We start from the raw sequence: 21,804 nt of genomic DNA, 5'->3' as shown, positions 1-21,804 counted from the left end.
GGTCGGTCGCGGATCACGGCCGGCGACGTCGAACAGCAGTTTCGACGCCTAGGAGGCCGTCAGCCGCCGCTCAAGCGGATATCAGGGAGAAACCCGATGGTGGCGCCCTAGGCCCTGTGCCGCCGCGGAGCACACCGCGAACAAACAGAAGTTCATTGGCAGGAACCGACACATGCCAGGCGAGAGATAGCGGTGGTGCGGCGATCGGATACGGCGCCGGCAGATCAGCGGGGGCGACGAGGCAGCAGGACTGGCATCCATGGCCTTTCGTACCACCTTTTCCGTCGGCATCGTCGTGGCCGGTGAGGCAGAGATCGGCAAACGTTCCATCGGGAAGCGCGTAGGCGGTCGTATCAGGCGCAACCGGCATGGCGACCGCCGGCTGCTGGATCAGGGCCGAGATGACGAGGACAAGCGCGCAGAGCAAACGCGCCGCCATGTCCGTCAACCGATCGCCTAGAAACCGTCGCGCCAAAAGTGCCCCCAAAATCGACTGCGACAGCTAAAGACCAACGGCGCGAAAGGCAAGCGGGCAATGGGCCGCATGGCCTATCAAAAGATTTCATGTGTGGTATCAGCGGCGCGGGCTTTCGCCGTCCAGCACGCTTGGCTTAAGACAAGGTCACGGCAACGACGGGAGGACGACATGCTGACGATCTACGGGGTCTATCGCTCGCGCGCATCGCGCAATTACTGGATGGCGCGGGAGCTCGGAATCCCCTTCACGTCCGTGCCGGTCATCCAGGCGCGCCGGGTTGCAGATCCGCTTGCCGCCGATGCGCCCATCAACACCAGGTCGCCGGCCTTCCTCGCCGTCAACCCGATGGGTCTGATCCCGGCGATCGAAGACGACGGCGTCGTACTAACGGAATCGCTTGCCAACAATCTTTTCCTTGCGCGCAAATACGGCGGCCCGCTGGGACCGGCTGATATCCGCGAAGAGGGACTGATGGGCAACTGGACGATGTGGGCGGCGACCGAGGTCGAGCCGCATGCGGTGCAGATCATCCTCACCTACGACTACGGCACTGAGGAAACCGACCAAGGCAGGGCAACTATCACTACCTGCGCCAAGTCCCTCGACAAGGTGTTTACTCGCCTGGAAGAGCACCTCGACGGGCGCGACTACCTGGTTGGCGATCGCTTCACCGTAGCCGACCTCAACCTCGCGGAAGTCTTCCGCTACGCCATGAGCCAGAAACAGCTCTTCGAGAAGCATCCACGCGTTTCGGCCTGGCTTGCCCGCTGCCATGCCCGCCCGGCTTTCAAGGCGATGATGGAAGAGCGGCTGAAAGAGCCGGCGGATTGAGCCGTCCGGAGGGGGGCTCGTTTCAAGTGATCAGCGCATGGTCGCCGCGTCGAAGCGTACGCGCGGCGCCCTGAGATCGAGCAGGCGCATGCCCTGCTCCACCTCGTCACGAACCCAGCGCTTGAAGGCGGCTGCGGCCTTGCTTTCCCGCCGCGATGGCGAGCTGACGAAGTAGTGGCCGTAGCCGGTGCCCACGCGGATACCGAAGGGCACGACCAAACTGCCTTGGGTGATCGCGAAGCCGGCGAGCGTCTGCCAGGCGAGCATGACCCCCTGCCCCGAGATCGCCGCATCGAGCACCAGCGACGCCTCATTGAACGTGTGGCGCACGCTCATTTCGGCACCGGAGAGGCCGACTTCGCGAAGCCACACCTCCCAGCTGAACATCGAGTGACCGTCGATCACGGCCGGGAGCTTTAGAATATCTGCAGGTACACGCAAGTTCTCCGCCATGGCCGGCGAACAGACGGGAAAGACCTCCTGCTGCAACAGCAGTTCGGATTTCACACCAGGCCAATCGCCCGAGCCCACACGGATGCCGACATCCACATCTGATGTATCGAGATTGACGAGCTTGGTCGTAGCGTCGATGCGCAAGCGAATGTCGGGGTGGCGCTCGGCGAAACGGTTCAGCCGATAGACCAGCCAGCGGGCGGCAAAGACCGGTGCCACCGAGATCGTCAGCACCGACTCGTCGCGTCGCCGAGCCGAGGCCACGGCCTCCGCCAGCTCCTGAAAGGCGTTGCTGAGGCGGACGAGGAAACGCAGGCCAAAGTCGGTCGGGACGAGGCCGCGCGGCGTGCGCTCGAACAGGATGCGGCCAAGCTGGGCCTCCGCCTTGGCAATCTGCTGGCTGACGGCGCCTGAGGTCACGCCGAGCTCCTCGGCAGCAGCCGCCAACGAACCAAGGCGACCGGCCGCTTCCACGGCGCGAAGCCCGTTCAAATGGACGGAATTCAGATCTCTCATATAGTTTTCCTAAACCCGTTCGGTGCTATTCTCAATTGAAAAGACAGCGAGACAGGCAGATCATCCAAGCATCGAAAGGATGGGCCGCCATGTTGAAGCTTCTCTCGATGTTGACCGCATTCGCCACTTTTGAAAGTCGGAAGCAGGATACGCGACTAGCCTGGGCGCGTGACCCGCTGCAGCACCCGGATCTCGAGCGGATGGACGAACGCGAACTCGGTGATCTGCCCTTCCCCGGCTGGCCCTGGCCGCGCGCGGCCGAGTGCGCCAGCGACTGCCTGCAAGCCGGGGGCCGGTGACGGACAATGACCCTGTGATATGCTGACGGGATGAGCGAGGATCTCGACCGCAATTTCGCACGGGTCGTCAAGCTGGCGGAAGCCGCCGGCTTGCCGGAGGTTACCATCGGCACCTCCTACGGCACGCCGGCACTGCTGGTGAAAGACAAGAGCTTCGTGCGCATGAAGGACGGCGACACGCTTGTCGTCATGTGTGCGCTCGAGGAAAAGGAATTGCTGCTGGAACTCGACCCGCAACTCTATTTCGAGACCGATCACTACAAAGGCTGGCCGGCGATGCTGGTTCGGCTTTCGGTGATCGACGATAAGAGCCTGACCGGGCGACTGGTTGCAGCCTGGCGCCAGAAGGCGCCAAAGCGGCTTGCTGCGAAACTCGCCGGCTGACCGCTTTCAGCTTCGATCCCCGACCTTGTAGATCAGGCAAACCTTGCCGTCATCGACCCTCTTCACGTCATCGAGTTGCACGTAGTGGCGCTGGGCGATGGTTTCGAACAGCGCCTTGCCCTTCCCCACCACCAGGGGATGGATGGTGAGACGCAATTCGTCGATCAGGCCGTGATCCATCAGGCTCGACACGGTGCGAGCGCCGCCGACGACATAGATGGTCCGACCCGGCTGGCGCCTTAGCTGCTCGATCTCGGCAGCATCGCGAACGATGGTGGCGTTGGCCCATTGCACCTCCGAGCGCTCTTTCGAGAGAACATAATGCGGCGTGCTCAAAGCAAAATCCGTATATTCGATCTCCTCCTGCGTCGGCACCTTGCCGGTAAACTCCAGCGGCGCATGCGGATTCTGTTTGATCGCGCTCCAATATTGCTCATAGCCCGAATACATGCCGCTCCCGAGGACGCAGGCATCGATCTCAGGCAGGAGGTCGAAGGTGTCCGACCAGGAACCGACCCAGTCCGTATAGCCATCCGGTCCATCGATCATCCCGTCGATGGACATCTGCATGCCGGCAACCACCTTGCGCATCGTCGTTGTCTCCCTGTTGGCGTTACGCAACAAGGACGTGCGCGCGGCGACTGAGCCGACATAGGCGGTAAAAATCTCGCGCCGGCGGCTGGCGGCATCCAATGAGCGGCCTTCCATTCCAGAGCTCGCGCCTATACCGGTGGAAGCTGACGGCCACACAGGTGTTCTTCCATGATCGTTCGCGCCCGCCCCAGCCTTCTGAAACTGTTCTTCATCCTCAGAGGATCGGTCATTCAGCGGATCTTTCCGCAGGTGCTGTTCGTCTTCGGCCTTTCCGCCTTCGTCGTCTGGGCGCACCGTGCCGATCCCGGCATCGTTCCAAGCGTCAACAGCGGCCCTTTCGCCTTGCTCGGCATTGCGCTCTCGGTGTTCCTCGGTTTCCGCAACAACGCCTGCTACGACCGCTGGTGGGAGGCGCGGAAGGATTGGGGACAACTGATCTTCACGTCGCGCGATCTTGCCCGGCAGACACTGGTCCTGGTCGACGCCAAAGCTTCGGAGAATGCGGCGCGGCAACGGCTCCTCAACATCGCCATCGCCTTTGCTCACGCCCTGGTTGGCCACCTGCGACCGGGCAATCATGCAGCCAGGGCGCTCGCGCGACTGCCCGACGATCTCGCTCCCGGCTACAAGGCAAGCCGCAACGCGCCGGACTACCTCTTGCGTGAGATGGGCCGCGATCTCGCCGGCTTGCGTGCTTCGGACGCGATCAGCGACTTTCAGTGGGCCCAGTTGGACGGCACGGTCGGCAGGATGTCGGCGACGCTTGCCGCCTGCGAGCGCATCCGCAACACGCCGGTGCCTTTCGGCTACACGCTGCTCCTGCACCGCACCGCCTATCTTTTCTGCTTCCTGCTGCCCTTCGGCTTTGCCGATGCGCTCGGTTGGGCCACGCCCTTCGTCACGGCGCTGGTCGCCTACACCTTCTTCGGCCTCGATGCACTCGGGGACGAACTGGAGGAGCCGTTCGGCGTGTTGCCGAACGACCTGCCGATCATGGCGCTTGCCGAAACGATCGAGATCAACCTGCGCGAGGCGCTCGGCGAGACAGACCTTCCGCCCTTGCCGCAGCCCAAGGACTACATCCTGATGTAGCCCAGATGGTCGCGCGGCTCAGGCCTTGAGCGTGGCCAGGACCCGGGCAACGGCCGGACGCGCGGTCATGCGGTTGCGGTGATCCAGGATTTTCGGGAAACGCGCGGGATCCACACCGTCCGATTCGAGCCAGCCGGCGATGGTGAAAAGGTAGGGATCGGCAACCGAATAGGTCTCGCCCAGGACGAAGGGGCCTTCGAACATCTTGTTCTCGATCAGCTCGAAGCAGGCCGCCATGTTGGAGGCGACCTTGGCCTTCATTGCCTCGTGCGCCGCCGGATCGTCGGCCCAGCGCGCGCCGCGACGTCCATGGGCATGGGCGACATGCACCGTCGAGCAGAGATAGTTCATGAACGACTGCAACTGCGCAAAAGCAAAGGCATCGCCCCTTGGTGCGAGGTTCGCCGCCGGATGTGTCTCGGCGATATAGGTGAGGATCGCCGGCGTTTCGGTGATGACGCCCCGGTCGGTCAACAGCGCCGGCACCCGGCCCTTCGGGTTTACCGCGAGATAGTCGGGCTTGGTCTGTTCGGCGGTCGAAAAATCGACGCGGCGCGCCTCGTAGTCAGCGCCCGCCTCTTCCAGCGCGATATGCGAAGCCAATGAGCAGGTGCCCGGGGCGTAGAACAATTTCAACACTTCAACTCTCCTCTGCGATCACGCGGATCGGACGACGTGGTGCCGACAGACCCGACCCTGCCCTATCATTCTGGCGGACGGAAGCGGAATGCGTGCGATGAACCGTGCGCTTCCTAACGTTTCAACTCCAGACCAAAGATCGGCGGCAGAAGAAAGGAAGTCAGCCCGATTGACAAGCCCGAACGGATTTCAATAGAAGATCATTGTTACGTTATAACATTATTCGGAGTTGCTTATGAAAACGCTCTTTTCAACCCTCATCGCTGCTGGCCTGTTTGCCGCCGTCGCCACACCCGCCTTCTCCCATGGCGCATGGATCGGCGAGCGCTGGGGAACGCTGGCGGTGATCTACGGCCACGGCCCCGCGGACGAATCCTATGATCCGGCCAAAGTGAAATCGGTCTCGGCCGTTGGCGAAGACGGTCAAGCGCTGCCGGTGACGATCGAGGCGGAAGACAATCACGCTAGGCTGAAACTCGATGGCAAGCCGGCGCTCGTCGCACTGGAGTTCGACAACGGCTATTGGAGCGAAGGCGCAGACGGCAAATGGGTGAACAAGCCCAGGAACGAGGTGCCCGGCGCCAAACAGGCGAGCCATTCGGTCAAATACAGCATCGCGCTGGTGCATGCGCATGGCGCACTGCCGGCCTTCCCGGCACAGCCGCTGCAGATCGTCCCGCTCGACAACCCTGTTGGCCTGAAGCCGGGCGAGAAATTTCGTGTCCGCCTCCTGCTCGACGGCAAGCCGCTCGAAGGCAAGGAAATCACCCTTGACTATGCCGGGCTGCCCGATCTCGTCTCCGAAAAGACGAACGCGAATGGCGAAGCGGAAGTGACGCTGCGCAACGCCGGCGTCAACATTCTTGCCGTCAGCCACGCGATCCCGCTCGAAAGCAACATCGCCGCCGACAAGAAAGGTTTAACGGCCACGCTGACCTTCGTCGCCGAGCCGCACGTGCACGAATAGGCCTCCCGCCTCCCTCACCGCAATGCGGACCCAATCCTCGGGTTGGGGCCGAGATTGAGGTGGAGTTCAGAAGCACCGCCACGGCCCGGCAGGTATCCCTGCCGGGCCGTTTCCGGTCAGGCAACCAGCGCCTCGCCGCAACCGGGCACGTCTTCCAAGCGGTAGTAGACGGGAATGCCGCGTTCACGGGCGATGCGCACGTCGTTGTCGGCACCCTTGCTGTCGCCCGGCAGACGCAGCACCGCGTCGCACAGTGCCAGCAAGCGGCCGGCGACGGGATGGAAAATTTCCTCGTAGAGGTCGTCCCCGATGCGCTCGCCACCCGCCGCATTCCACACCGGCAGCGCCACCCATTCGCCGATGACAGGCACGTGCCCGGCCCGAAACAGCGCATAGGACGGCTCCTCCAGTCGCTTCAGGTTGGCGGCCATCTTGGCCGGGTCGTCTCCGGTTCCCGAGCGATAGGGCCCCGCGATCAAAATCAGCATGATCTTCTCCAAATTTTTGCACGAAATATCCAGATCATTCTGGAATATTCACGATATTTCGTGCAATATCGTGAAGAGTCAAGGAGGTATTCATGCTGACAACACAGAGACGGGCTTTGATTTCGGCACGGTTGGCGCGCGACGGCGAGATCGTCGCCAAGCGCCTGGCGGACGAACTGGACCTCTCGGAAGACACGATCCGGCGCGATCTCCGCGAGATGGCGGCGGAAGGTTTGCTGAAGCGCGTACATGGCGGCGCGCTGCCGCTGGTCCCGCCGCTACCAAACTTTACCGCACGGCAGGAGATTGCCGGCGACGTCAAACATCGGCTTGGGCGAAAGGCCGCGACGATGATCGAGGCGGGCCAGACGATCTTTCTCGACGGCGGCACGAGCAACGCGGAAATCGCGCGGGCACTGCCGCGGGAGATGCGGCTGACCGTCGTCACCCACAGCCCGACGATTGCCGCCGAGCTCGAACGCCACGAAGCCGAAGTGATCCTGATCGGTGGCCGGCTCTACAAACATTCGATGGTTGCGACGGGCGCGGCGGCGCTCACCGCCATCGCCGGCATCCGCATCGACCTGTTCTTCCTCGGCGTCACCGCCATTCATCCGGTTCACGGAGTTTCCACCGGCGACTTCGAGGAGGCGGCCGTCAAGCGCGCGATCCTCGCCCAGGCCGCCGACACCTATGTGCTTGCGACAGCGGAGAAATTCGACGCCGTTTCGCCACATCGCGTGGCCGGAATCGCCGATCTCGCCGGCTTCATCGTACCGGTGGAAATCCAGCGCCAGATGCTAACGCCCTATGACGACGCGAGCGTTGTGATGATCGGCGCCTGACGGTGCCAGCGCGCCGAGGCTGTCCGTGAGGGCTGCAGGCGAGAACCGTCGCCCGCGAACCTCAGGCGGCGAAAGCGTCCGTGACCCTGACGTCGCCGACATGGATGCCGTTCCAGTTGTACATCGAGTGATTTGCCTGCGCCATCAGGGCCGCGTGCAGGTCCGGCTCATCCCTGAAGAAGCGCGCAAGCGTTGCCGCCACCATCGCTTCGGCGGCGCGGGTCGTGCCGTCCTCGCATTTCAGCGCGATGGCGATGCCCTTTTCCGGGATGGCGGCACAGAACACGCCTTCGGCACCGGTCTTGGCGAAGATGCGGCCGGGGGCCGTTTTCATCAGCCGGGTGCAGGCGCGCTTGGTTCCGGCCACGTAGAAGGGCTCGACCATGCAGGCCTCGATCAGCCGCCTGGAGGCCCGGGCGCGTTCGGGTCCAAGACCGACGCCGGTCGCCATCTTGGCAAACCCGTGCGCCAGGCCCTTGAGCGGAACGGCGTAGGTCGGGATCGAGCAGCCGTCGACCCCGCAATTGTCCGTGCCGAGGATCGCCCCGGTCAGGCTTTCCATCGTGCCGCGGATTTCCTGCTGCAGCGGATGCTCGTAGCCGACATAGCCCTTCACCTCGGTGCCGGAATGGCAGCAGGCGCAGATGAAGCCTGAATGTTTGCCGGAGCAGTTGTTATGAAGCGCTGTCGGCGCCTCCAGGCTGCGGGCCTGGCCGATCAAGGTCCTCTGGTCGGACGACCAATGGGCGCCGCATTCGAGCGCCGAGACGTCGAGGCCCGCCGCCGCGAGCATCTTTGCGGCAAGCTCTACATGCTCCGGCTCGCCGGAATGGGAGGAGCAGGCAAGAGCCAGTTCCCTGTTGCCGAAACCGTAGGCGTCGGCCGCACCGCTTTCCATCAAGGGCAGCCCTTGCATCGCCTTGCAGGCGGAGCGCGGGAAAACGGCGGTGTCAGTCTCACCGAGCGAAAAGACGGTCCGGCCATCGCCGTCGACGGCGATCACAAGTCCGCGATGGCGACTTTCGACGAGGTTTCCGCGGGTGACTTCGACGAGAACGGGATTCGACATGCCTTGCCCTCAAATTTCCGAAATTGCTCCGTGCATTTAGCAGGAATCTTAAGGCAGGAAACGGAGTTTTCATGAGATTCGCCCGCAGGCTCGCCGCCGCCTTTCTCATCATCTACCTTCTGCCGGCGCTAGCCTCGGCCGGCTGGTGGTACGGACCGGCCACAGAGCTGGCGCTCTGCCGACTGGTCCTCGGCGGGCATCCTGCCGAAGACAGCCGAGAGCCCCGATGCGGCGATCTACGTCTTTTCGGCAACGACCGGCGGCATGAAGGGCGCCGTCGCCAGCCACGCCTGGATCGTGACCAAGCAACAGGGCGCCCTCGCCTACAACCGCTACGACAAGGTCGGCTGGGGCAAGCCGATCCGCCGCAACGCCTATCCGGCCGATGCGCGCTGGTATTCGAACGAGCCGAGATTGGTTGTTTCGATCACCGGAACCGAAGCCAGCCGGCTGATCCCGAAGATCGAAGCGGCGATCGCAAGCTATCCCTATGACGCACCCGGCGGCTATCGGATCTGGCCGGGCCCGAACTCCAACACCTTCGTCGCCCACGTGCTGCGCTCCGTGCCGGAACTCGGCGCCGTGCTGCCGCCCGACGCCGTCGGCCGCGATTATCTGCCGGAGGGCAAGTTGTTCCAGATCGATGCCGATGGCCGTGACATGCACGCCACGCTCTATGGCGTCGCCGGTATCTCGGCTGGTGTTCGCAGCGGCCTCGAACTGCACTTTTTCGGCCTCGTCGCCGGATTTGATTTCGCGAAGCCCGGCATCAAGATCCCGGCGCTCGGACGCTTCGGGGTGTGATCTGCAAAGTTCCAACAGTTGAGGCTGAAGGCCCGGGCGGGGAATACCGAAAATGGAAAAGGGCCGCCCGAGGCGACCCTTCCCTGAGTTCTGGCCAAGTGAGTGGCCCGGGCTCTAGGCCCGAAGGAAGGCGGGGATCAAGCCGAGGGCTGCCTCGACGTGTTCACCTCTCCCATGCCCTTCACCAAGACCGAAATCTCATTAGACATTGGATCACCTTCCTTTCTGTTCGTTGCTGATGCGTTGAAGGTAAGCGATCTGTCGCCGATTGCAAGTGCGACGATGGTCGAAGATCGCATCCCTTCGTCACGCCGCAGAACGCATGCATTACGATCGTTCCGGTCACATGGACCTGATGATCTTGCCAATCACAGGGACCTGATGTTCGTTCCGATCACAGGGCCATGATGATCCTTCGGGTCACATGGACATGATGATCTTGCCGATATGGTCGCCGGTCTCCATCTCGCGGTGCCCGTCGGCCACCTTGGCGAAAGGCAGCACCGAGTGGATCACCGGTGAGACCTTGCCCGCCTCGAGCAGCGGCCAGACCTTTGCCACCAGACCATCGCGGATCGCCTGCTTCTCCGCCGGCGTACGGGGACGGAGCGCCGAGCCCATCACATGCAGACGCTTTGTCAGGATCGGCGCGATGTTCGCCGCCTCGACTTTGGCGCCGCCGAGGAAGGCGATGATCGACAGGCGGCCGTCCTTCGCCAGCGAAGCGATGTTGCGATCGAAGTAACGTCCGCCGACCATATCGAGGATGACGTCGACGCCGCGTCCATCCGTTTCTTCGACAACGACCGTTTTGAAGTCCTCTTCGCGATAGTTGATCGCGCGCTTGGCGCCGAGCGCCTCACAGGCCTGGCATTTCTCGGCGCTGCCGGCAGTGACGAAGACCTCGGCGCCGAAGGCCTTGGCAAGCTGGACGGCCGTCGTGCCGATGCCGCTGGAGCCGCCATGGATGAGGATCGTTTCACCCGCCTTCAGGCCCGCCATATCGAAGACATTGGCCCAGACGGTGAAGAAGGTTTCCGGCAGAGCGGCCGCCTTCACCGCGTCATAGCCCTTCGGCCAAGCCAGCGCCTGGGTTGCGGGGACTGCCGCATATTCCGCATAGCCGCCGCCATTGGCGAGCGCGCAGACTTTGTCTCCGATTTGAAATCCTTCCGCGCCCGCACCGAGCGCCACCACCTCGCCCGCCACTTCGAGGCCGAGGATCGGGCTTGCGCCCGGCGGCGGCGGATAGTCGCCCTTGCGCTGCAAGACATCGGGACGGTTGATGCCGGCCGCCTCCACCCGAACGAGGATGTCGCCCGGTTTGATCTCAGGCAACCGTCCCTTTTTCAGGACCATGTTTTCCGGTCCGCCTGGGGCCGGAAGATCGACGAAATTCATTTCTGACGGAAGGGACATGGCACCACCTCATGCTGCTGATGCGCCACATCTAGCGCTGACGGCGTGCCGCGAAAAGGGTGGCGGCAGTATTGGCCGATCAGGGTTCGGCCGCCAGGAAGGACAGGATCTCGCCAGCCACCAGTGCCGGGCTTTCCCAATGAGGGTTGTGGCCATGGCCGGCCAAGCTGATCGAGCGCGCCGAGCCGATGGTTTCCGCCAGCAGCCGGCGATGCCCGGCGTCGAACAGCGGATCCTCACTGCCGCCGATCGCCAGCACCGGCAAACGCAACTGCCGCGCGGCGGCGCGAAGATCGGTCGCGGCAAGGCCATCGAGGATAGCGAGCCACGTCTGCGTCGGTATCTCTGCGGCCTCCTTGCGCATGTGCGCAAGGAACGCCGGGTCGACTGGTTGGTTGCAGGCGTGCCAGACATCGAAGAACGGGTGTTCCTGATCCAGCGGATCCTTCAACGCGCGGATCGCCCGCGCCGTTGGACTCCTCGCGTCGAGGCCCGGCTGCAGGCTGCCGGATAAAAGAACGAGGGCCCGGACCAGGTCCGGGCGAAGGGCGGCAAGCGCAATGGCGGTCATTGCCCCCATGGAATGGCCGATGACGACGATATCCCTCAGCGCCAGCCTATCGGCCAGACAAGCGAGATCCCGCGAAAAATCGGCAACCGTTGCCCCCGGCCCCGCCTGCGACGCGCCGTGGCCGGCGAGATCCGGAATGATCAGTCGATAGCCCACGAGGTGGGGCGCGACCAGCGAGAAAGAGCGGCTATTGTCGGAATAGCCGTGGAGCAGCAACAGCGCCGGCCCCTCGCCGCGATCGACATAGGCGAACTGGCGCCCGCCGGGCAGTTCGAGCCGCCGCTTCAGCGGCGACCAATCTTGCTGGTCGATGACGATCACAGTCCGAGCGCGGCCTTGACCGCGGCAAGCCCCGGCTGCCCGTCGAAGGTCGTCACCCCGGCAAGCCAGGCGTCGAGCCGCTGCGGCTCCTGCTTGATCGCCTTCGCGCCAGCCTCCTCCGGCGCCAGCCCGTCGTTCATCAGGGAACCCATGCCGCGGTTCTCAAAATCGACGTCGAAGGTCAGATTGTTGAGGAGCCTGGCGACATTCGGGCATTCCTGCAGGTAGCCCTTGCGCACCTGGGTCGAAACGGTCGCCGCGCCAAAGTCCGGTCCATAGAACTTGTCGCCGCCAGTCAGATACTTGATCGATAGGGCCGTGTTCATCGGATGCGGCGCCCAGCCCTGAAAGACGATGGACGACTTGTCGCGCACCCGGCGCGTGACCTCCGCCAACATCCCCTGCTCGCTTGATTCCACCACTTCCCAGCCATCGAGCCCGAGGCCCTGATCCTTGACGGCATCCAGCATCAACTGGTTGGAGCCGGGCTCGATGCCGTACATCTTCTTCTCGAACTTGTCGGCAAAGGTCTTCAGGTCGGAAAAATCCCTGACACCCGCCTCCCAGACATAGTCGGGCACGGCGAAGGTGTACTTCGCCCCCTTGAGGTTGACGCGGACGGTTTCGACCGAACCGTCGTCCTTGTAGGGCTGGTAATAGGAGACCATCGCCGGGTCCCAATAGCCGAGGAAGACGTCGAGATCACCGCTGCGCAGGCTGGTGTAGATGACGTCAATGCCGAGCAGCTTGCTCTCCGGTTCATAACCCAGCGCCTTCAACACGGTCAGCCCGACGCCCGTGGTGAACGCCAGGTCGTTCCAACCGGGCTCGGCCAGCCGGACTTGCCGACAGGATTGCGCCTCGCCGGCCAAGACCCGCGAGGCGGCGGCGACAACGGCAATGGTGGACATCAACAGTTTCAGCTTCGGCATCGCATCCTCCAGTTTGTCCATTCGGACTAATAATTGTCCCATGGGTCAACATTTGATCTTTCCGGAAAGTTTGTCAATGTGGGAATCGTTTGGAGGCGGCTGATGCGACTGACGAGGATAAGCGAGATCAGGCGGCGCGAGCTGCGCCGCGCGGCCTTTGAGGTGCTGCAGAAAGAGGGCATGGCCGGCGCGACGCTGGAGAAGGTCGCGACACACGCCGGCGCCTCCAAGGGCATCGTGCTGCATTATTTCGCCAACAAACAGGAGCTTTTCGAACATGCCATGCGCGAGGCGAACGCCGCGCTCAAGGAAGCGGTGGTCGTTCGGCTGAACCGCGCACGCACGCCGCGCGAGCGGCTAGAGGCGATCATTGAGGCGAACTTCGAGGAGCGCTTCTTCCAGCCTTCGGTCTGCCATGCCTGGCTTTCCCTTTGTGCCGAAGTTCCGCGCGAGCCGCAGCTTGCCCGCATCCAGAAGGTGATCCACGCGCGCATGCGCTCGAACCTGCTTTCCGCGCTCGTGGACCTGTTGCCGGCAGAAGACTGCGAGACCGTGGCGCTCGGCATCACTTCATTGATCGACGGCCTTTGGCTTAGGCTCGGATTGCAATCGGAAGGGCTGACGCGCGACACGGCGCTTTCCCAGATGCGCGACTATCTCGCCCATCGCATACCCGCGACCTAAGCGAGCCCGAAGACGGGAAATCAGCCGCCGAGTGCGTCCATGACAAGACCGGCTTCGCTGGTCTTGGCGCGGGATTTGATTTCGGCGATGCGGGCGCTGACGGCCTGGGCATCGGAAAAGACGAAGCCCTCCGGCAGGCCGAGGACGGCGATCGAGCAGCGCATCAGCGCGAATTCCTTCGGCGCACCGTCGCGACCATGGCCGCTGATGCGGCCCTCGGCCTGGTGCTCCGCCGAGTAGAGCTGGCGCACGTCGGAGCGGAAATCGTCCAGCAGGCGGTTCAGCACCGCCTCCAGCTCCTCGACCGAACAGCCGCTGATGCCGACGAAGAAATCATCTCCTCCGACATGGCCGAGGAACTTCTCCTCGCCGATGAAGTGGCGGCGCAGGAGTGCGGCAAACAGCGTGATCGCGAGATCGCCCTTCTGGAAGCCGTAGGTGTCGTTGAACGGCTTGAAGTCGTCGAAGTCGCAATAGCAGAAATAGCGGGTCTGATCGCCGTCGAGGATCGCGTCCTGGACGTAGTCGCGGATGGCGCGGTTGCCGGGCAGGCCCGTCAGCGGGTTCTGCTCCTGCGCCATCTTGAGCTGCTTTTCGTTGATGATCTTCAGAAGCGACGAGGCCGAAAGCGTACCGGCGTAACGCATGTTCTCCGTAAGGATCAGGCAATCGCTGCCGTCCATGCCGGCGAAGATCTTCAGCATTTCATCCGCGGGCGTATCGAGATCGGCGATCGGTGCCGGGCTGACGAAATGCGAGATCCGCCGCTGGTAGATCCGGTTCTTGAGGAGATCACGGCCGAAGGGGTGATAGATCAGCTCCTTGACGTGATACTCATGCAGAATGCCGCGCGGCTCGCCATTGGCGTTCAGAACCGGGAAGAAGCCCTGGCGCGGGTTTCGCCGGAAGAGATCGAAGACGGAATCGAGTTCATCGCTTTCGCGCACCGTCGGCAGTTGCTCGATCTGCTTGCGGATCAGGATACTGTCGAGCGAGGACGAGGGTCGCCTCACGCTGACGCTCTGATCGAGATGCGGATAGGCGGGCAGAAGCTCGCTGAGATGGGTGGTCGGCCGGGCGACGTAATAGCCCTGCACGAGATCGCAGCCGAGGTCGCGGCAGGTGAGGAACTCCGCCTCCGTCTCGACGCCCTCGGCGATGACCCGCGTACCAAGCACATGCGCGGTGTTGACGGTGTGGCGCACGAGGTGGCGCTTGCGGGCGTCAGCCTCGATGCCGGAGATGAAGTGCCTGTCGATCTTCACGTAATCGACCGGCTGGTCGCAGAGCAGCTTCAGCCCGTTGAAGCCAGCCCCGAAATCGTCAATGGCGAGCTTGAAGCCGGCGAGCCGGAGATCGCGCACGAGCGCGGAGAAGTCCGGCATCTTGCCGCTGTCGAAACGCTCGGAAAGCTCGAAGCAGAGCGACGAAGGGGCGATACCGGCGCGCTTCAGATGGTTGACGAGGCGCTCGACGATGTCGCCCTCGCCGCCGACGAGGCGCGAGTCGAAATTCAGAAACAGGGTGCGGGCGGAATGATCGGGCAGCGTCGCGAAGCCGGCGACGGCGCGGCTGTTGATCATGTGCTCCAGCGCCAGCAATTGCCCGGCTTCTTCCGCCTTGTCGAGCAGTTCCAGCGGCGAGGCAAAGCCCAGTTTCTGGAAGCCGCGCATCAGCGATTCGTAACCGAAGACGGTGCCGGTCGCCGCTTCGGCGATCGGCTGGAAGGCACTCTCGATCACCAGCTTGGCGAGCGTGACGATCTGGTCGTCGCCGAACCGGCGCAACGAGAGGATTTCGGCGGGGGCGGCGGACATGCCGGGCTCCAGAGACAGGGGAACGGACGATCGGACGCCGGCAGCATGGCCGCCAACTGTCAACGAAGTCTTTCCCCATTATGAAGCTTTGATGAAAGCTATATGACAGTCGCTACCGCCCTTGATCTACTGCAAACATTCTAATGAAATCAGTAGTTTCATGAGCGATTGCTGCGGTTGCCCGGGCGCCGATAACGGCCGCTTTCGTACGGCCGGGCACCCAGCTCGGAACCCCACAGGAAGGGGGCGATTATCCCTTCGCCAGCACGCCGAAGGCGATCAGCGACAGGCCCTGCATCACCAGGTCGACGGCGAGGAAAAGGCCGAGGATCCAGAGACTGTTGACCGGCCAGCCGGCGGCGATGATGAGGCCGGCGGCAAGCGTGACCAGACCGCCGAGTGCCACCCATCCCCAGCCTTGTACTGGCCTGAGCTTGAGACCGACCCAGATGCGGAAGCAGCCGGCGACGATGAGGGCGATCGCCATCACGAAGGTCAGGAAGGACGAGGCAAGCAAGGGATTGATGAAGGCAAACAGGCCGGCGATCGTATAACAGGCGCCGCTGAGCCCCCAGTAAAGTACGCTGTCCCAGCCCTTGACCTGGAAGGCGTGGGCGAGATTGAAAAGCCCGCCGACCAGCATGATGATCCCGACATAATAGACCGAAGCGACCGTGGCCATCAGCAGATTGCCGAAGGCAAGGCCACCGCACATGATGAGCAGCACGCCGAGTGCTACGAACCACCCCCATTTGCGGGCAACCGCCGTCTTGTCGGCGTGATCGAATGCATGGGTCATTTCAACCTCCAGTCCTTCAGATCGCGGGATCGCTACCGGGAGGATTGAGCCGGATTTCTTCGAAAAAGGGAAGCAAAAACACCGAAGATTTTTATTGATTGATGAGTCAATCAAAAATAAACTGACCTCCGTCAAGGGAGAGACGGATGCCGAAGGTCGGAATGGAGCCAGTGCGCCGCAAGGCGCTGGTGGACGCAGCACTTCGCGTGATCGGCGATCAGGGCACGCTGACCGTCACCATGTCCGAGATCGCCCGCCACGCCGGCGTCTCCCCTGCCCTTGCCCACCACTATTTCGGCAGCAAGGAACAATTGCTGATCGAAACGATCCGAAGCCTTCTACGGCAGTTGCGCGACGACACGGTGACGGCGCTTCGCACGGTGGCAGGCCCACGCGAAAGGCTGAGCGCCTTGATCCGCGTCTCCTTCCAGGCAAGCCAGTTCGCCCCAGATACGATTGCCGCATGGCTCGCCTTCTATTCGGAGGCGCAACGGTCTGAGGAGGTGCGGCGGCTGCTCGTCGTCTATGCCCGGCGCCTGCGCTCCAACCTCATGGCGAGCCTCAAGGCCCTTTGTGCCGACGATGACGCGGAACGCATCGCCGAAGGCGCTGCTGCGATGATCGACGGGCTTTATATCCGCCAGAGTCTGCGCTCCGCGCCGATCAGCATCGAAGCATCGATCGCGCTCACCGAAGACTACGTCACCTCGCACATCGATCGTCTCAAATACCAGGGAACGGCCGCATGACCGCAAGACCGAACATCCTGATCATCATGGTCGACCAGCTGAACGGAAAGCTCTTTCCGGACGGACCGGCCGCGTTCCTGCATGCGCCGAACCTGAAAGCGCTCGCCGCGCGCTCGGCCCGCTTCCGCAACAACTACACCTCGTCGCCGCTCTGCGCCCCTGCCCGCGCCTCGTTCATGGCCGGGCAATTGCCGAGCCGCACCCGCGTCTACGATAACGCTGCCGAGTACCAGTCCTCGATCCCGACCTATGCGCATCATCTGCGCCGCGCCGGCTACTACACGGCTCTGTCGGGCAAGATGCATTTCGTCGGGCCGGACCAGCTGCACGGCTTCGAGGAGCGGCTGACGACCGACATCTACCCGGCCGATTTCGGCTGGACGCCCGATTATCGCAAGCCCGGCGAGCGCATCGACTGGTGGTACCACAATCTCGGCTCTGTCACGGGCGCCGGCGTCGCCGAGATCACCAACCAGATGGAATATGACGACGAGGTCGCCTTCCTCGCCAATCAGAAGCTCTATCAGCTCTCGCGCGAAAACGACGACGCGACACGCCGTCCCTGGTGCCTGACCGTCTCCTTCACCCACCCGCACGACCCCTATGTGGCGCGCAAGAAATTCTGGGATCTCTACGAGGATTGCGAGCATCTGCTGCCCGAGATCGGCATGCTGGCGGAGGACCAGCAGGACCCGCATTCCAAGCGTATCATGCATTCCTGCGACTATGTCAATTTCGACCTGACGGAAGACAATATCCGCCGGTCGCGCCAGGCCTACTTCGCCAATATCTCCTATCTCGACGAGAAGGTCGGAGAGCTCATCGACACGCTGACGCGCACCCGCATGCTCGACGACACGCTGATCCTTTTCTGCTCGGATCACGGCGACATGCTCGGCGAGCGCGGCCTGTGGTTCAAGATGAATTTCTTCGAAGGTTCAGCCCGCGTGCCGCTGATGGTCGCAGGCCCCGGTGTGACGCCGGGTCTGCACTTGGCCCCGACCTCCAATCTCGACGTGACGCCGACGCTTGCCGATCTCGCCGGTATTTCGATGGACGAGGTGAAGCCGTGGACCGACGGCATGAGTCTCGTGCCCATGATCAAAGGTGAGGAGCGCAGCGAGCCGGTGCTGATGGAATATGCAGCGGAAGCTTCTTACGCCCCGCTCGTCGCCATCCGCGAGGGCAAGTGGAAATACATCCACTGCGCGCTCGATCCGGATCAGCTCTACGATCTCGACGCCGACCCGCTGGAACTGAAGAATCTGGCGGCCCATCCGGAAACGCAGGTGCAGGCGGCAACGCTGCAGGCCTTCCGCGAGATGTGCGCCGCCCATTGGGACATGGAGGCTTTCGACGCGGCCGTGCGCGAAAGCCAGGCGCGGCGCTGGGTGGTCTACGAGGCGCTCCGCAACGGTGCCTACTACCCCTGGGATCACCAGCCGCTGCAGAAAGCATCCGAGCGCTACATGCGCAACCATATGAACCTCGACAATCTCGAGGAATCCAAACGCTATCCGCGGGGAGAATGACATGAAAGCCCAACCGCAAGCCTCGCACTTCATCGACGGCGAATATGTCGAGGACATCGAAGGCACCGTCATCGAGAGCATCTATCCGGCGACCGGCGAAGTGATCGCCCGGCTGCATGCGGCAACGCCGGCGATCGTCGAAAAGGCGATTGCAGCCGCCAAGCGCGCTCAACCGGAATGGGCGGCGATGAGCCCGACGGCCCGTGGCCGTATTTTGAAGCGCGCTGCCGAGATCATGCGCGAGCGCAACCGCGAGCTCTCGGAGCTCGAGACGCTCGATACCGGCAAGCCGATCCAAGAGACGATCGTCGCCGATCCGACGTCCGGTGCCGACAGTTTCGAATTCTTCGGTGGCGTCATCGCCACGGCGCTCAACGGCGACTACATCCCGCTCGGCGGCGATTTTGCCTATACCAAGCGCGTGCCGCTCGGCGTCTGCGTGGGTATCGGCGCCTGGAACTATCCGCAGCAGATCGCCTGCTGGAAGGGTGCGCCGGCGCTTGCCGCCGGCAATGCCATGGTCTTCAAGCCGTCGGAGAACACGCCGCTCGGCGCGCTGAAGATCGCCGAGATCCTGGTCGAGGCCGGCCTGCCGAAGGGCCTCTACAACGTCATCCAGGGGGATCGCACCACCGGTCCGTTGCTCGTCAACCATCCTGACGTCGCCAAGGTGTCGCTGACCGGCTCCGTGCCGACAGGCAAGAAGGTAGCCGGTGCGGCCGCAGCCGAACTCAAGCACGTCACCATGGAGCTCGGCGGCAAGTCGCCGCTGATCGTCTTCGACGATGCCGACCTCGAAAGCGCCATCGGCGGCGCCATGCTCGGCAACTTCTATTCGACCGGCCAGGTCTGCTCCAACGGCACCCGCGTCTTCGTGCAGAAGGGCATCAAGGAGCAGTTCCTGACGCGACTGAAGGCCCGCACCGAGGCGATCGTCATCGGCGATCCGATGGACGAGGCGACGCAGCTCGGCCCAATGGTATCGATGCCGCAGCGCGACAAGGTCTTTTCCTATATCGAGAAGGGCAAGGCGGAGGGCGCACGGCTCCTGACCGGCGGCGGCATTCCGAATGCCGTCAACGCAGAAGGCACCTACATCCAGCCGACGGTTTTTGCCGACGTCACCGACGACATGACGATCGCCCGCGAAGAGATCTTCGGGCCGGTCATGTGCGTGCTCGATTTCGACGACGAGGCCGAGGTGATCGCGCGGGCCAATGCGACCGAATTCGGCCTTTCGGCCGGCGTCTTCACCGCCGACATCACCCGCGCGCACCGCGTCGTCGATCAGCTCGAGGCCGGGACGCTGTGGATCAACACCTACAACCTTTGCCCGGTGGAGATCCCGTTCGGCGGCTCGAAGCAGTCCGGCTTCGGCCGCGAGAATTCGGTCGCCGCGCTCAACCACTACAGCGAATTGAAGACCGTCTATGTCGGCATGGGGCCGGTACAGGCGCCGTATTGAGAATTGGGGCCTCCATCGAGAGGCGGCTCCACCTCCCTCATCCTCGGGCGAGCGAAGCGAGTTCCGGGGATCCAGCAGCGCCACGTCTGTGGCGCACAAGAGTCTTCAAGCGACAGACGTCGCTTGGCTGGATTCCTGTGACACGCACAGGAATGAGGGGTGAAAGCGCCAGATAGGTCGAACGCGAGACGCTAGAAGAAAGACCACGCTTATGCAGGCAGATTACATCATCATCGGCTCCGGCTCCGCCGGTTCGGCGCTCGCCTACCGCTTGTCCGAAGACGGCAAGAACACGGTGCTGGTGCTGGAATATGGCGGCTCGGATATCGGCCCCTTCATCCAGATGCCGGCGGCCCTTGCCTGGCCGATGAGCATGAAGCGCTACAACTGGGGCTATCTCTCCGAACCGGAACCGAATCTCAACAACCGGCGCATCACCGCGCCGCGGGGCAAGGTGATCGGCGGCTCCTCCTCGATCAACGGTCTCGTCTATGTGCGCGGCCATGCGGAAGACTACAACCGCTGGGACGAGCTCGGCGCACGCGGCTGGGCCTATGCGGACGTGCTTCCCTATTTCAAGCGCATGGAAAATTCGCATGGCGGCGAAGCGGGCTGGCGCGGCACCGACGGGCCGCTGCACGTCAAGCGCGGCCCGGTCCACAACCCGCTGTTCCACGCCTTCATCGAAGCGGGCCAACAGGCCGGCTTCGAACTCACCGACGATTACAACGGCTCGAAGCAGGAAGGCTTCGGGCTGATGGAGCAGACCGTCTGGCAGGGACGGCGCTGGTCGGCGGCGAACGCCTACCTGAAGCCGGCAATGAAACGGCAAAACGTCTCGCTCGTGCGCTGCTTCGCCCGCCGGATCATCATCGAGAACGGCCGGGCGACCGGGGTCGAGATCGAGCGCGGCGGCAAGATCGAGATCGTCAAGGCGAACCGTGAGGTGATCGTCTCGGCCTCGTCGTTCAATTCGCCGAAACTGCTGATGCTCTCGGGCATTGGTCCAGCACAGCACCTCAAGGACATGGGTATCGAGGTGAAGGTCGACCGGCCCGGCGTCGGCCAGAACCTGCAGGACCACATGGAGTTCTATTTCCAGCAGATTTCGACCAAGCCGGTGTCGCTCTATTCCTGGCTGCCGTGGTTCTGGCAGGGCGTTGCCGGCGCGCAATGGCTGTTCTTCAAGAAGGGCCTCGGCATCTCCAACCAGTTCGAGGCCTGCGCCTTCCTGCGCTCCGCACCCGGCGTCAAGCAGCCGGATATCCAGTACCACTTCCTGCCGGTGGCGATCAGCTACGACGGCAAGGCGGCCGCCAACACGCACGGCTTCCAGGTGCATGTCGGCTACAATCTTTCCAAGTCGCGCGGCAACGTCACGCTGCGCTCCTCCGATCCGATGGCCGATCCTGTCATCCGCTTCAATTATATGAGCCACCCGGAGGACTGGGAGAAGTTCCGCCACTGCGTGCGCCTCACCCGCGAGATCTTCGGCCAGAAGGCTTTCGACCACTATCGCGGTCCGGAGATCCAGCCGGGCGAGAAGGTGCAGTCGGACGAGCAGATCGACGAATTTCTGCGCGAGCACCTGGAAAGCGCCTATCACCCTTGCGGCACCTGCAAGATGGGCGCCAAGGACGATCCGATGGCGGTTGTCGATCCGGAAACCCGCGTCATCGGCGTCGATGGCCTGCGCGTCGCCGACAGCTCGATCTTCCCGCATGTGACCTACGGCAACCTCAACAGCCCGTCGATCATGACCGGCGAGAAGGCAGCCGACCACATTCTCGGCAAGCAGCCGCTGGCGCGCTCCAACCAGGAGCCGTGGATCAACCCGCGCTGGGAGGTCAGCGACCGATAAGGATCGCGTGCACCAGAGCGCCGTGCGTTCAGACGAACGCACGGCGCTCTAGCACTTTGATTCTAGAGCATCTTATCCGCTTTCAGTGATTCCACTTGAAAGCGGGATGCTCTAGGCGGCACTTTTTCCTCGCATTCGACACCCGCAATGTCTGCGGCATGTCACGTTCGCCGACGCTATCTCGTCCTATCTTCT

At 63.1% G+C, this 21,804-nt stretch carries 22 protein-coding genes and 1 pseudogene; 12 read left to right on the top strand and 11 right to left on the bottom strand.

Annotated elements, in window-relative coordinates; translation table 11 throughout:
- Positions 1 to 70: 70 nt before the first annotated feature.
- Complete coding sequence (locus AC070A_RS13885; protein ID WP_156436749.1) at positions 71 to 439, bottom strand: hypothetical protein; 369 nt, start codon at positions 437 to 439, stop codon at positions 71 to 73.
- A 207-nt stretch (positions 440 to 646) separates the two neighbouring features.
- Here AC070A_RS13885 and AC070A_RS13880 point away from each other — a divergent pair, with 207 nt between their 5' ends.
- Entirely contained in the window at positions 647 to 1,309 is a 663-nt protein-coding gene (locus tag AC070A_RS13880; RefSeq protein ID WP_113736810.1) for a glutathione S-transferase family protein, read from the top strand.
- Positions 1,310 to 1,339: 30 nt separating this feature from the next.
- Here AC070A_RS13880 and AC070A_RS13875 read toward each other — a convergent pair whose 3' ends face one another.
- Complete coding sequence (locus tag AC070A_RS13875; protein WP_113736809.1) at positions 1,340 to 2,278, bottom strand: LysR substrate-binding domain-containing protein; 939 nt, start codon at positions 2,276 to 2,278, stop codon at positions 1,340 to 1,342.
- An 89-nt stretch (positions 2,279 to 2,367) separates the two neighbouring features.
- Between AC070A_RS13875 and AC070A_RS13870 the strand changes: the two genes are divergently transcribed.
- Together AC070A_RS13870 and AC070A_RS13865 are read left to right on the top strand one after the other, a co-directional pair.
- Positions 2,368 to 2,577 carry a hypothetical protein gene (locus AC070A_RS13870; RefSeq protein ID WP_057250544.1) on the top strand — a complete coding sequence of 70 codons (210 nt, stop codon included), beginning with the start codon at positions 2,368 to 2,370 and terminating at the stop codon, positions 2,575 to 2,577.
- Between the two features lie 30 nt (positions 2,578 to 2,607).
- Positions 2,608 to 2,961, top strand: coding sequence for an MmcQ/YjbR family DNA-binding protein (locus tag AC070A_RS13865; RefSeq protein ID WP_058320342.1), 354 nt, complete (start codon positions 2,608 to 2,610; stop codon positions 2,959 to 2,961).
- 6 nt (positions 2,962 to 2,967) lie between these two features.
- On the opposite strand, the gene AC070A_RS13860 is transcribed toward AC070A_RS13865, so the two are convergent.
- Positions 2,968 to 3,669 carry a dihydrofolate reductase family protein gene (locus AC070A_RS13860; RefSeq protein ID WP_218372960.1) on the bottom strand — a complete coding sequence of 234 codons (702 nt, stop codon included), beginning with the start codon at positions 3,667 to 3,669 and terminating at the stop codon, positions 2,968 to 2,970.
- 54 nt (positions 3,670 to 3,723) lie between these two features.
- On the opposite strand from AC070A_RS13860, the gene AC070A_RS13855 reads away from it, so the two are divergent.
- Complete coding sequence (locus AC070A_RS13855) at positions 3,724 to 4,647, top strand: bestrophin family protein (protein ID WP_113736808.1); 924 nt, start codon at positions 3,724 to 3,726, stop codon at positions 4,645 to 4,647.
- Between the two features lie 18 nt (positions 4,648 to 4,665).
- On the opposite strand, the gene AC070A_RS13850 is transcribed toward AC070A_RS13855, so the two are convergent.
- A complete protein-coding gene (locus AC070A_RS13850) occupies positions 4,666 to 5,286 on the bottom strand; it encodes a glutathione S-transferase family protein (RefSeq protein ID WP_113736807.1) in 621 nt (206 codons plus the stop codon).
- Between the two features lie 235 nt (positions 5,287 to 5,521).
- Between AC070A_RS13850 and AC070A_RS13845 the strand changes: the two genes are divergently transcribed.
- A complete protein-coding gene (locus AC070A_RS13845; RefSeq protein ID WP_113736806.1) occupies positions 5,522 to 6,253 on the top strand; it encodes a DUF4198 domain-containing protein in 732 nt (243 codons plus the stop codon).
- 116 nt (positions 6,254 to 6,369) lie between these two features.
- On the opposite strand, the gene AC070A_RS13840 is transcribed toward AC070A_RS13845, so the two are convergent.
- Positions 6,370 to 6,741, bottom strand: a complete 372-nt coding sequence (locus tag AC070A_RS13840) for a hypothetical protein (protein WP_057250555.1) — start codon at positions 6,739 to 6,741, stop codon at positions 6,370 to 6,372.
- 92 nt (positions 6,742 to 6,833) lie between these two features.
- On the opposite strand from AC070A_RS13840, the gene AC070A_RS13835 reads away from it, so the two are divergent.
- Complete coding sequence (locus AC070A_RS13835; RefSeq protein ID WP_113736805.1) at positions 6,834 to 7,586, top strand: DeoR/GlpR family DNA-binding transcription regulator; 753 nt, start codon at positions 6,834 to 6,836, stop codon at positions 7,584 to 7,586.
- A gap of 61 nt (positions 7,587 to 7,647) precedes the next feature.
- Here AC070A_RS13835 and AC070A_RS13830 read toward each other — a convergent pair whose 3' ends face one another.
- Positions 7,648 to 8,655: an asparaginase gene (locus AC070A_RS13830; protein ID WP_057250559.1), complete on the bottom strand. Its 1,008-nt coding sequence runs from the start codon at positions 8,653 to 8,655 to the stop codon at positions 7,648 to 7,650.
- 71 nt (positions 8,656 to 8,726) lie between these two features.
- Here AC070A_RS13830 and AC070A_RS13825 point away from each other — a divergent pair.
- Positions 8,727 to 9,459, top strand: a pseudogene (locus AC070A_RS13825) (DUF3750 domain-containing protein).
- A 420-nt stretch (positions 9,460 to 9,879) separates the two neighbouring features.
- On the opposite strand, the gene AC070A_RS13820 reads toward AC070A_RS13825, so the two are convergent.
- From AC070A_RS13820 to choX, 3 genes are all read right to left on the bottom strand, one after another.
- Positions 9,880 to 10,878 carry an NAD(P)H-quinone oxidoreductase gene (locus AC070A_RS13820; RefSeq protein WP_113736804.1) on the bottom strand — a complete coding sequence of 333 codons (999 nt, stop codon included), beginning with the start codon at positions 10,876 to 10,878 and terminating at the stop codon, positions 9,880 to 9,882.
- A gap of 79 nt (positions 10,879 to 10,957) precedes the next feature.
- Positions 10,958 to 11,770, bottom strand: coding sequence for an alpha/beta fold hydrolase (locus AC070A_RS13815; protein WP_063893296.1), 813 nt, complete (start codon positions 11,768 to 11,770; stop codon positions 10,958 to 10,960).
- Positions 11,767 to 12,681, bottom strand: coding sequence for a choline ABC transporter substrate-binding protein (gene choX, locus AC070A_RS13810; protein WP_492384770.1), 915 nt, complete (start codon positions 12,679 to 12,681; stop codon positions 11,767 to 11,769). The genes AC070A_RS13815 and choX overlap by 4 nt, the downstream gene beginning before the upstream one ends.
- A gap of 123 nt (positions 12,682 to 12,804) precedes the next feature.
- Here choX and betI (AC070A_RS13805) point away from each other — a divergent pair, with 123 nt between their 5' ends.
- Positions 12,805 to 13,386 carry a choline-binding transcriptional repressor BetI gene (betI, locus tag AC070A_RS13805; protein WP_057250567.1) on the top strand — a complete coding sequence of 194 codons (582 nt, stop codon included), beginning with the start codon at positions 12,805 to 12,807 and terminating at the stop codon, positions 13,384 to 13,386.
- A 20-nt stretch (positions 13,387 to 13,406) separates the two neighbouring features.
- Here betI (AC070A_RS13805) and AC070A_RS13800 read toward each other — a convergent pair whose 3' ends face one another.
- On the bottom strand, positions 13,407 to 15,203 hold the full coding sequence (locus AC070A_RS13800; protein ID WP_113736803.1) for a GGDEF domain-containing protein: 1,797 nt from the start codon (positions 15,201 to 15,203) through the stop codon (positions 13,407 to 13,409).
- Positions 15,204 to 15,453: 250 nt separating this feature from the next.
- Complete coding sequence (locus AC070A_RS13795; protein WP_057250571.1) at positions 15,454 to 16,002, bottom strand: HdeD family acid-resistance protein; 549 nt, start codon at positions 16,000 to 16,002, stop codon at positions 15,454 to 15,456.
- Positions 16,003 to 16,148: 146 nt separating this feature from the next.
- On the opposite strand from AC070A_RS13795, the gene betI (AC070A_RS13790) reads away from it, so the two are divergent.
- From betI (AC070A_RS13790) to betA, 4 genes are all read left to right on the top strand, one after another.
- A complete protein-coding gene (gene betI, locus AC070A_RS13790) occupies positions 16,149 to 16,751 on the top strand; it encodes a transcriptional regulator BetI (protein ID WP_058325517.1) in 603 nt (200 codons plus the stop codon).
- The gene (gene betC / locus AC070A_RS13785; protein ID WP_113736802.1) at positions 16,748 to 18,283 is read left to right on the top strand and encodes a choline-sulfatase; all 1,536 of its coding nucleotides are present in this window, start codon (positions 16,748 to 16,750) and stop codon (positions 18,281 to 18,283) included. Before betI (AC070A_RS13790) ends, betC begins: the two co-directional genes overlap by 4 nt.
- 1 nt (position 18,284) lies before the next feature.
- Positions 18,285 to 19,748, top strand: a complete 1,464-nt coding sequence (gene betB, locus AC070A_RS13780) for a betaine-aldehyde dehydrogenase (RefSeq protein ID WP_057250578.1) — start codon at positions 18,285 to 18,287, stop codon at positions 19,746 to 19,748.
- 211 nt (positions 19,749 to 19,959) lie between these two features.
- Positions 19,960 to 21,609 carry a choline dehydrogenase gene (gene betA, locus AC070A_RS13775; protein ID WP_057250580.1) on the top strand — a complete coding sequence of 550 codons (1,650 nt, stop codon included), beginning with the start codon at positions 19,960 to 19,962 and terminating at the stop codon, positions 21,607 to 21,609.
- The last annotated feature ends 195 nt before the right edge of the window (positions 21,610 to 21,804 follow it).

The sequence above is a fragment of the Ensifer sp. GW101-20A05 genome, assembly GCF_059424735.1.
The sequence above is the reverse complement of the archived record's forward strand: the minus strand, read 5'-3'. Positions and strand labels throughout refer to the sequence as shown.

Bases quoted from the DNA above. Each gene is read 5' to 3' on its own strand.
- choX (WP_492384770.1), bottom strand. From the start codon at position 12,681: ATGTCCACCATTGCCGTTGTCGCCGCCGCCTCGCGGGTCTTGGCCGGC.
- AC070A_RS13845 (WP_113736806.1), top strand. From the start codon at position 5,522: ATGAAAACGCTCTTTTCAACCCTCATCGCTGCTGGCCTGTTTGCCGCC.
- betC (WP_113736802.1), top strand. From the start codon at position 16,748: ATGACCGCAAGACCGAACATCCTGATCATCATGGTCGACCAGCTGAAC.
- AC070A_RS13795 (WP_057250571.1), bottom strand. From the start codon at position 16,002: ATGACCCATGCATTCGATCACGCCGACAAGACGGCGGTTGCCCGCAAA.
- AC070A_RS13860 (WP_218372960.1), bottom strand. From the start codon at position 3,669: ATGGAAGGCCGCTCATTGGATGCCGCCAGCCGCCGGCGCGAGATTTTT.
- AC070A_RS13880 (WP_113736810.1), top strand. From the start codon at position 647: ATGCTGACGATCTACGGGGTCTATCGCTCGCGCGCATCGCGCAATTAC.
- AC070A_RS13830 (WP_057250559.1), bottom strand. From the start codon at position 8,655: ATGTCGAATCCCGTTCTCGTCGAAGTCACCCGCGGAAACCTCGTCGAA.
- AC070A_RS13885 (WP_156436749.1), bottom strand. From the start codon at position 439: ATGGCGGCGCGTTTGCTCTGCGCGCTTGTCCTCGTCATCTCGGCCCTG.
- betI (WP_058325517.1), top strand. From the start codon at position 16,149: ATGCCGAAGGTCGGAATGGAGCCAGTGCGCCGCAAGGCGCTGGTGGAC.
- AC070A_RS13865 (WP_058320342.1), top strand. From the start codon at position 2,608: ATGAGCGAGGATCTCGACCGCAATTTCGCACGGGTCGTCAAGCTGGCG.
- betI (WP_057250567.1), top strand. From the start codon at position 12,805: ATGCGACTGACGAGGATAAGCGAGATCAGGCGGCGCGAGCTGCGCCGC.
- AC070A_RS13840 (WP_057250555.1), bottom strand. From the start codon at position 6,741: ATGCTGATTTTGATCGCGGGGCCCTATCGCTCGGGAACCGGAGACGAC.
- AC070A_RS13875 (WP_113736809.1), bottom strand. From the start codon at position 2,278: ATGAGAGATCTGAATTCCGTCCATTTGAACGGGCTTCGCGCCGTGGAA.
- AC070A_RS13870 (WP_057250544.1), top strand. From the start codon at position 2,368: ATGTTGAAGCTTCTCTCGATGTTGACCGCATTCGCCACTTTTGAAAGT.
- AC070A_RS13855 (WP_113736808.1), top strand. From the start codon at position 3,724: ATGATCGTTCGCGCCCGCCCCAGCCTTCTGAAACTGTTCTTCATCCTC.
- betB (WP_057250578.1), top strand. From the start codon at position 18,285: ATGAAAGCCCAACCGCAAGCCTCGCACTTCATCGACGGCGAATATGTC.
- betA (WP_057250580.1), top strand. From the start codon at position 19,960: ATGCAGGCAGATTACATCATCATCGGCTCCGGCTCCGCCGGTTCGGCG.
- AC070A_RS13800 (WP_113736803.1), bottom strand. From the start codon at position 15,203: ATGTCCGCCGCCCCCGCCGAAATCCTCTCGTTGCGCCGGTTCGGCGAC.
- AC070A_RS13820 (WP_113736804.1), bottom strand. From the start codon at position 10,878: ATGTCCCTTCCGTCAGAAATGAATTTCGTCGATCTTCCGGCCCCAGGC.
- AC070A_RS13835 (WP_113736805.1), top strand. From the start codon at position 6,834: ATGCTGACAACACAGAGACGGGCTTTGATTTCGGCACGGTTGGCGCGC.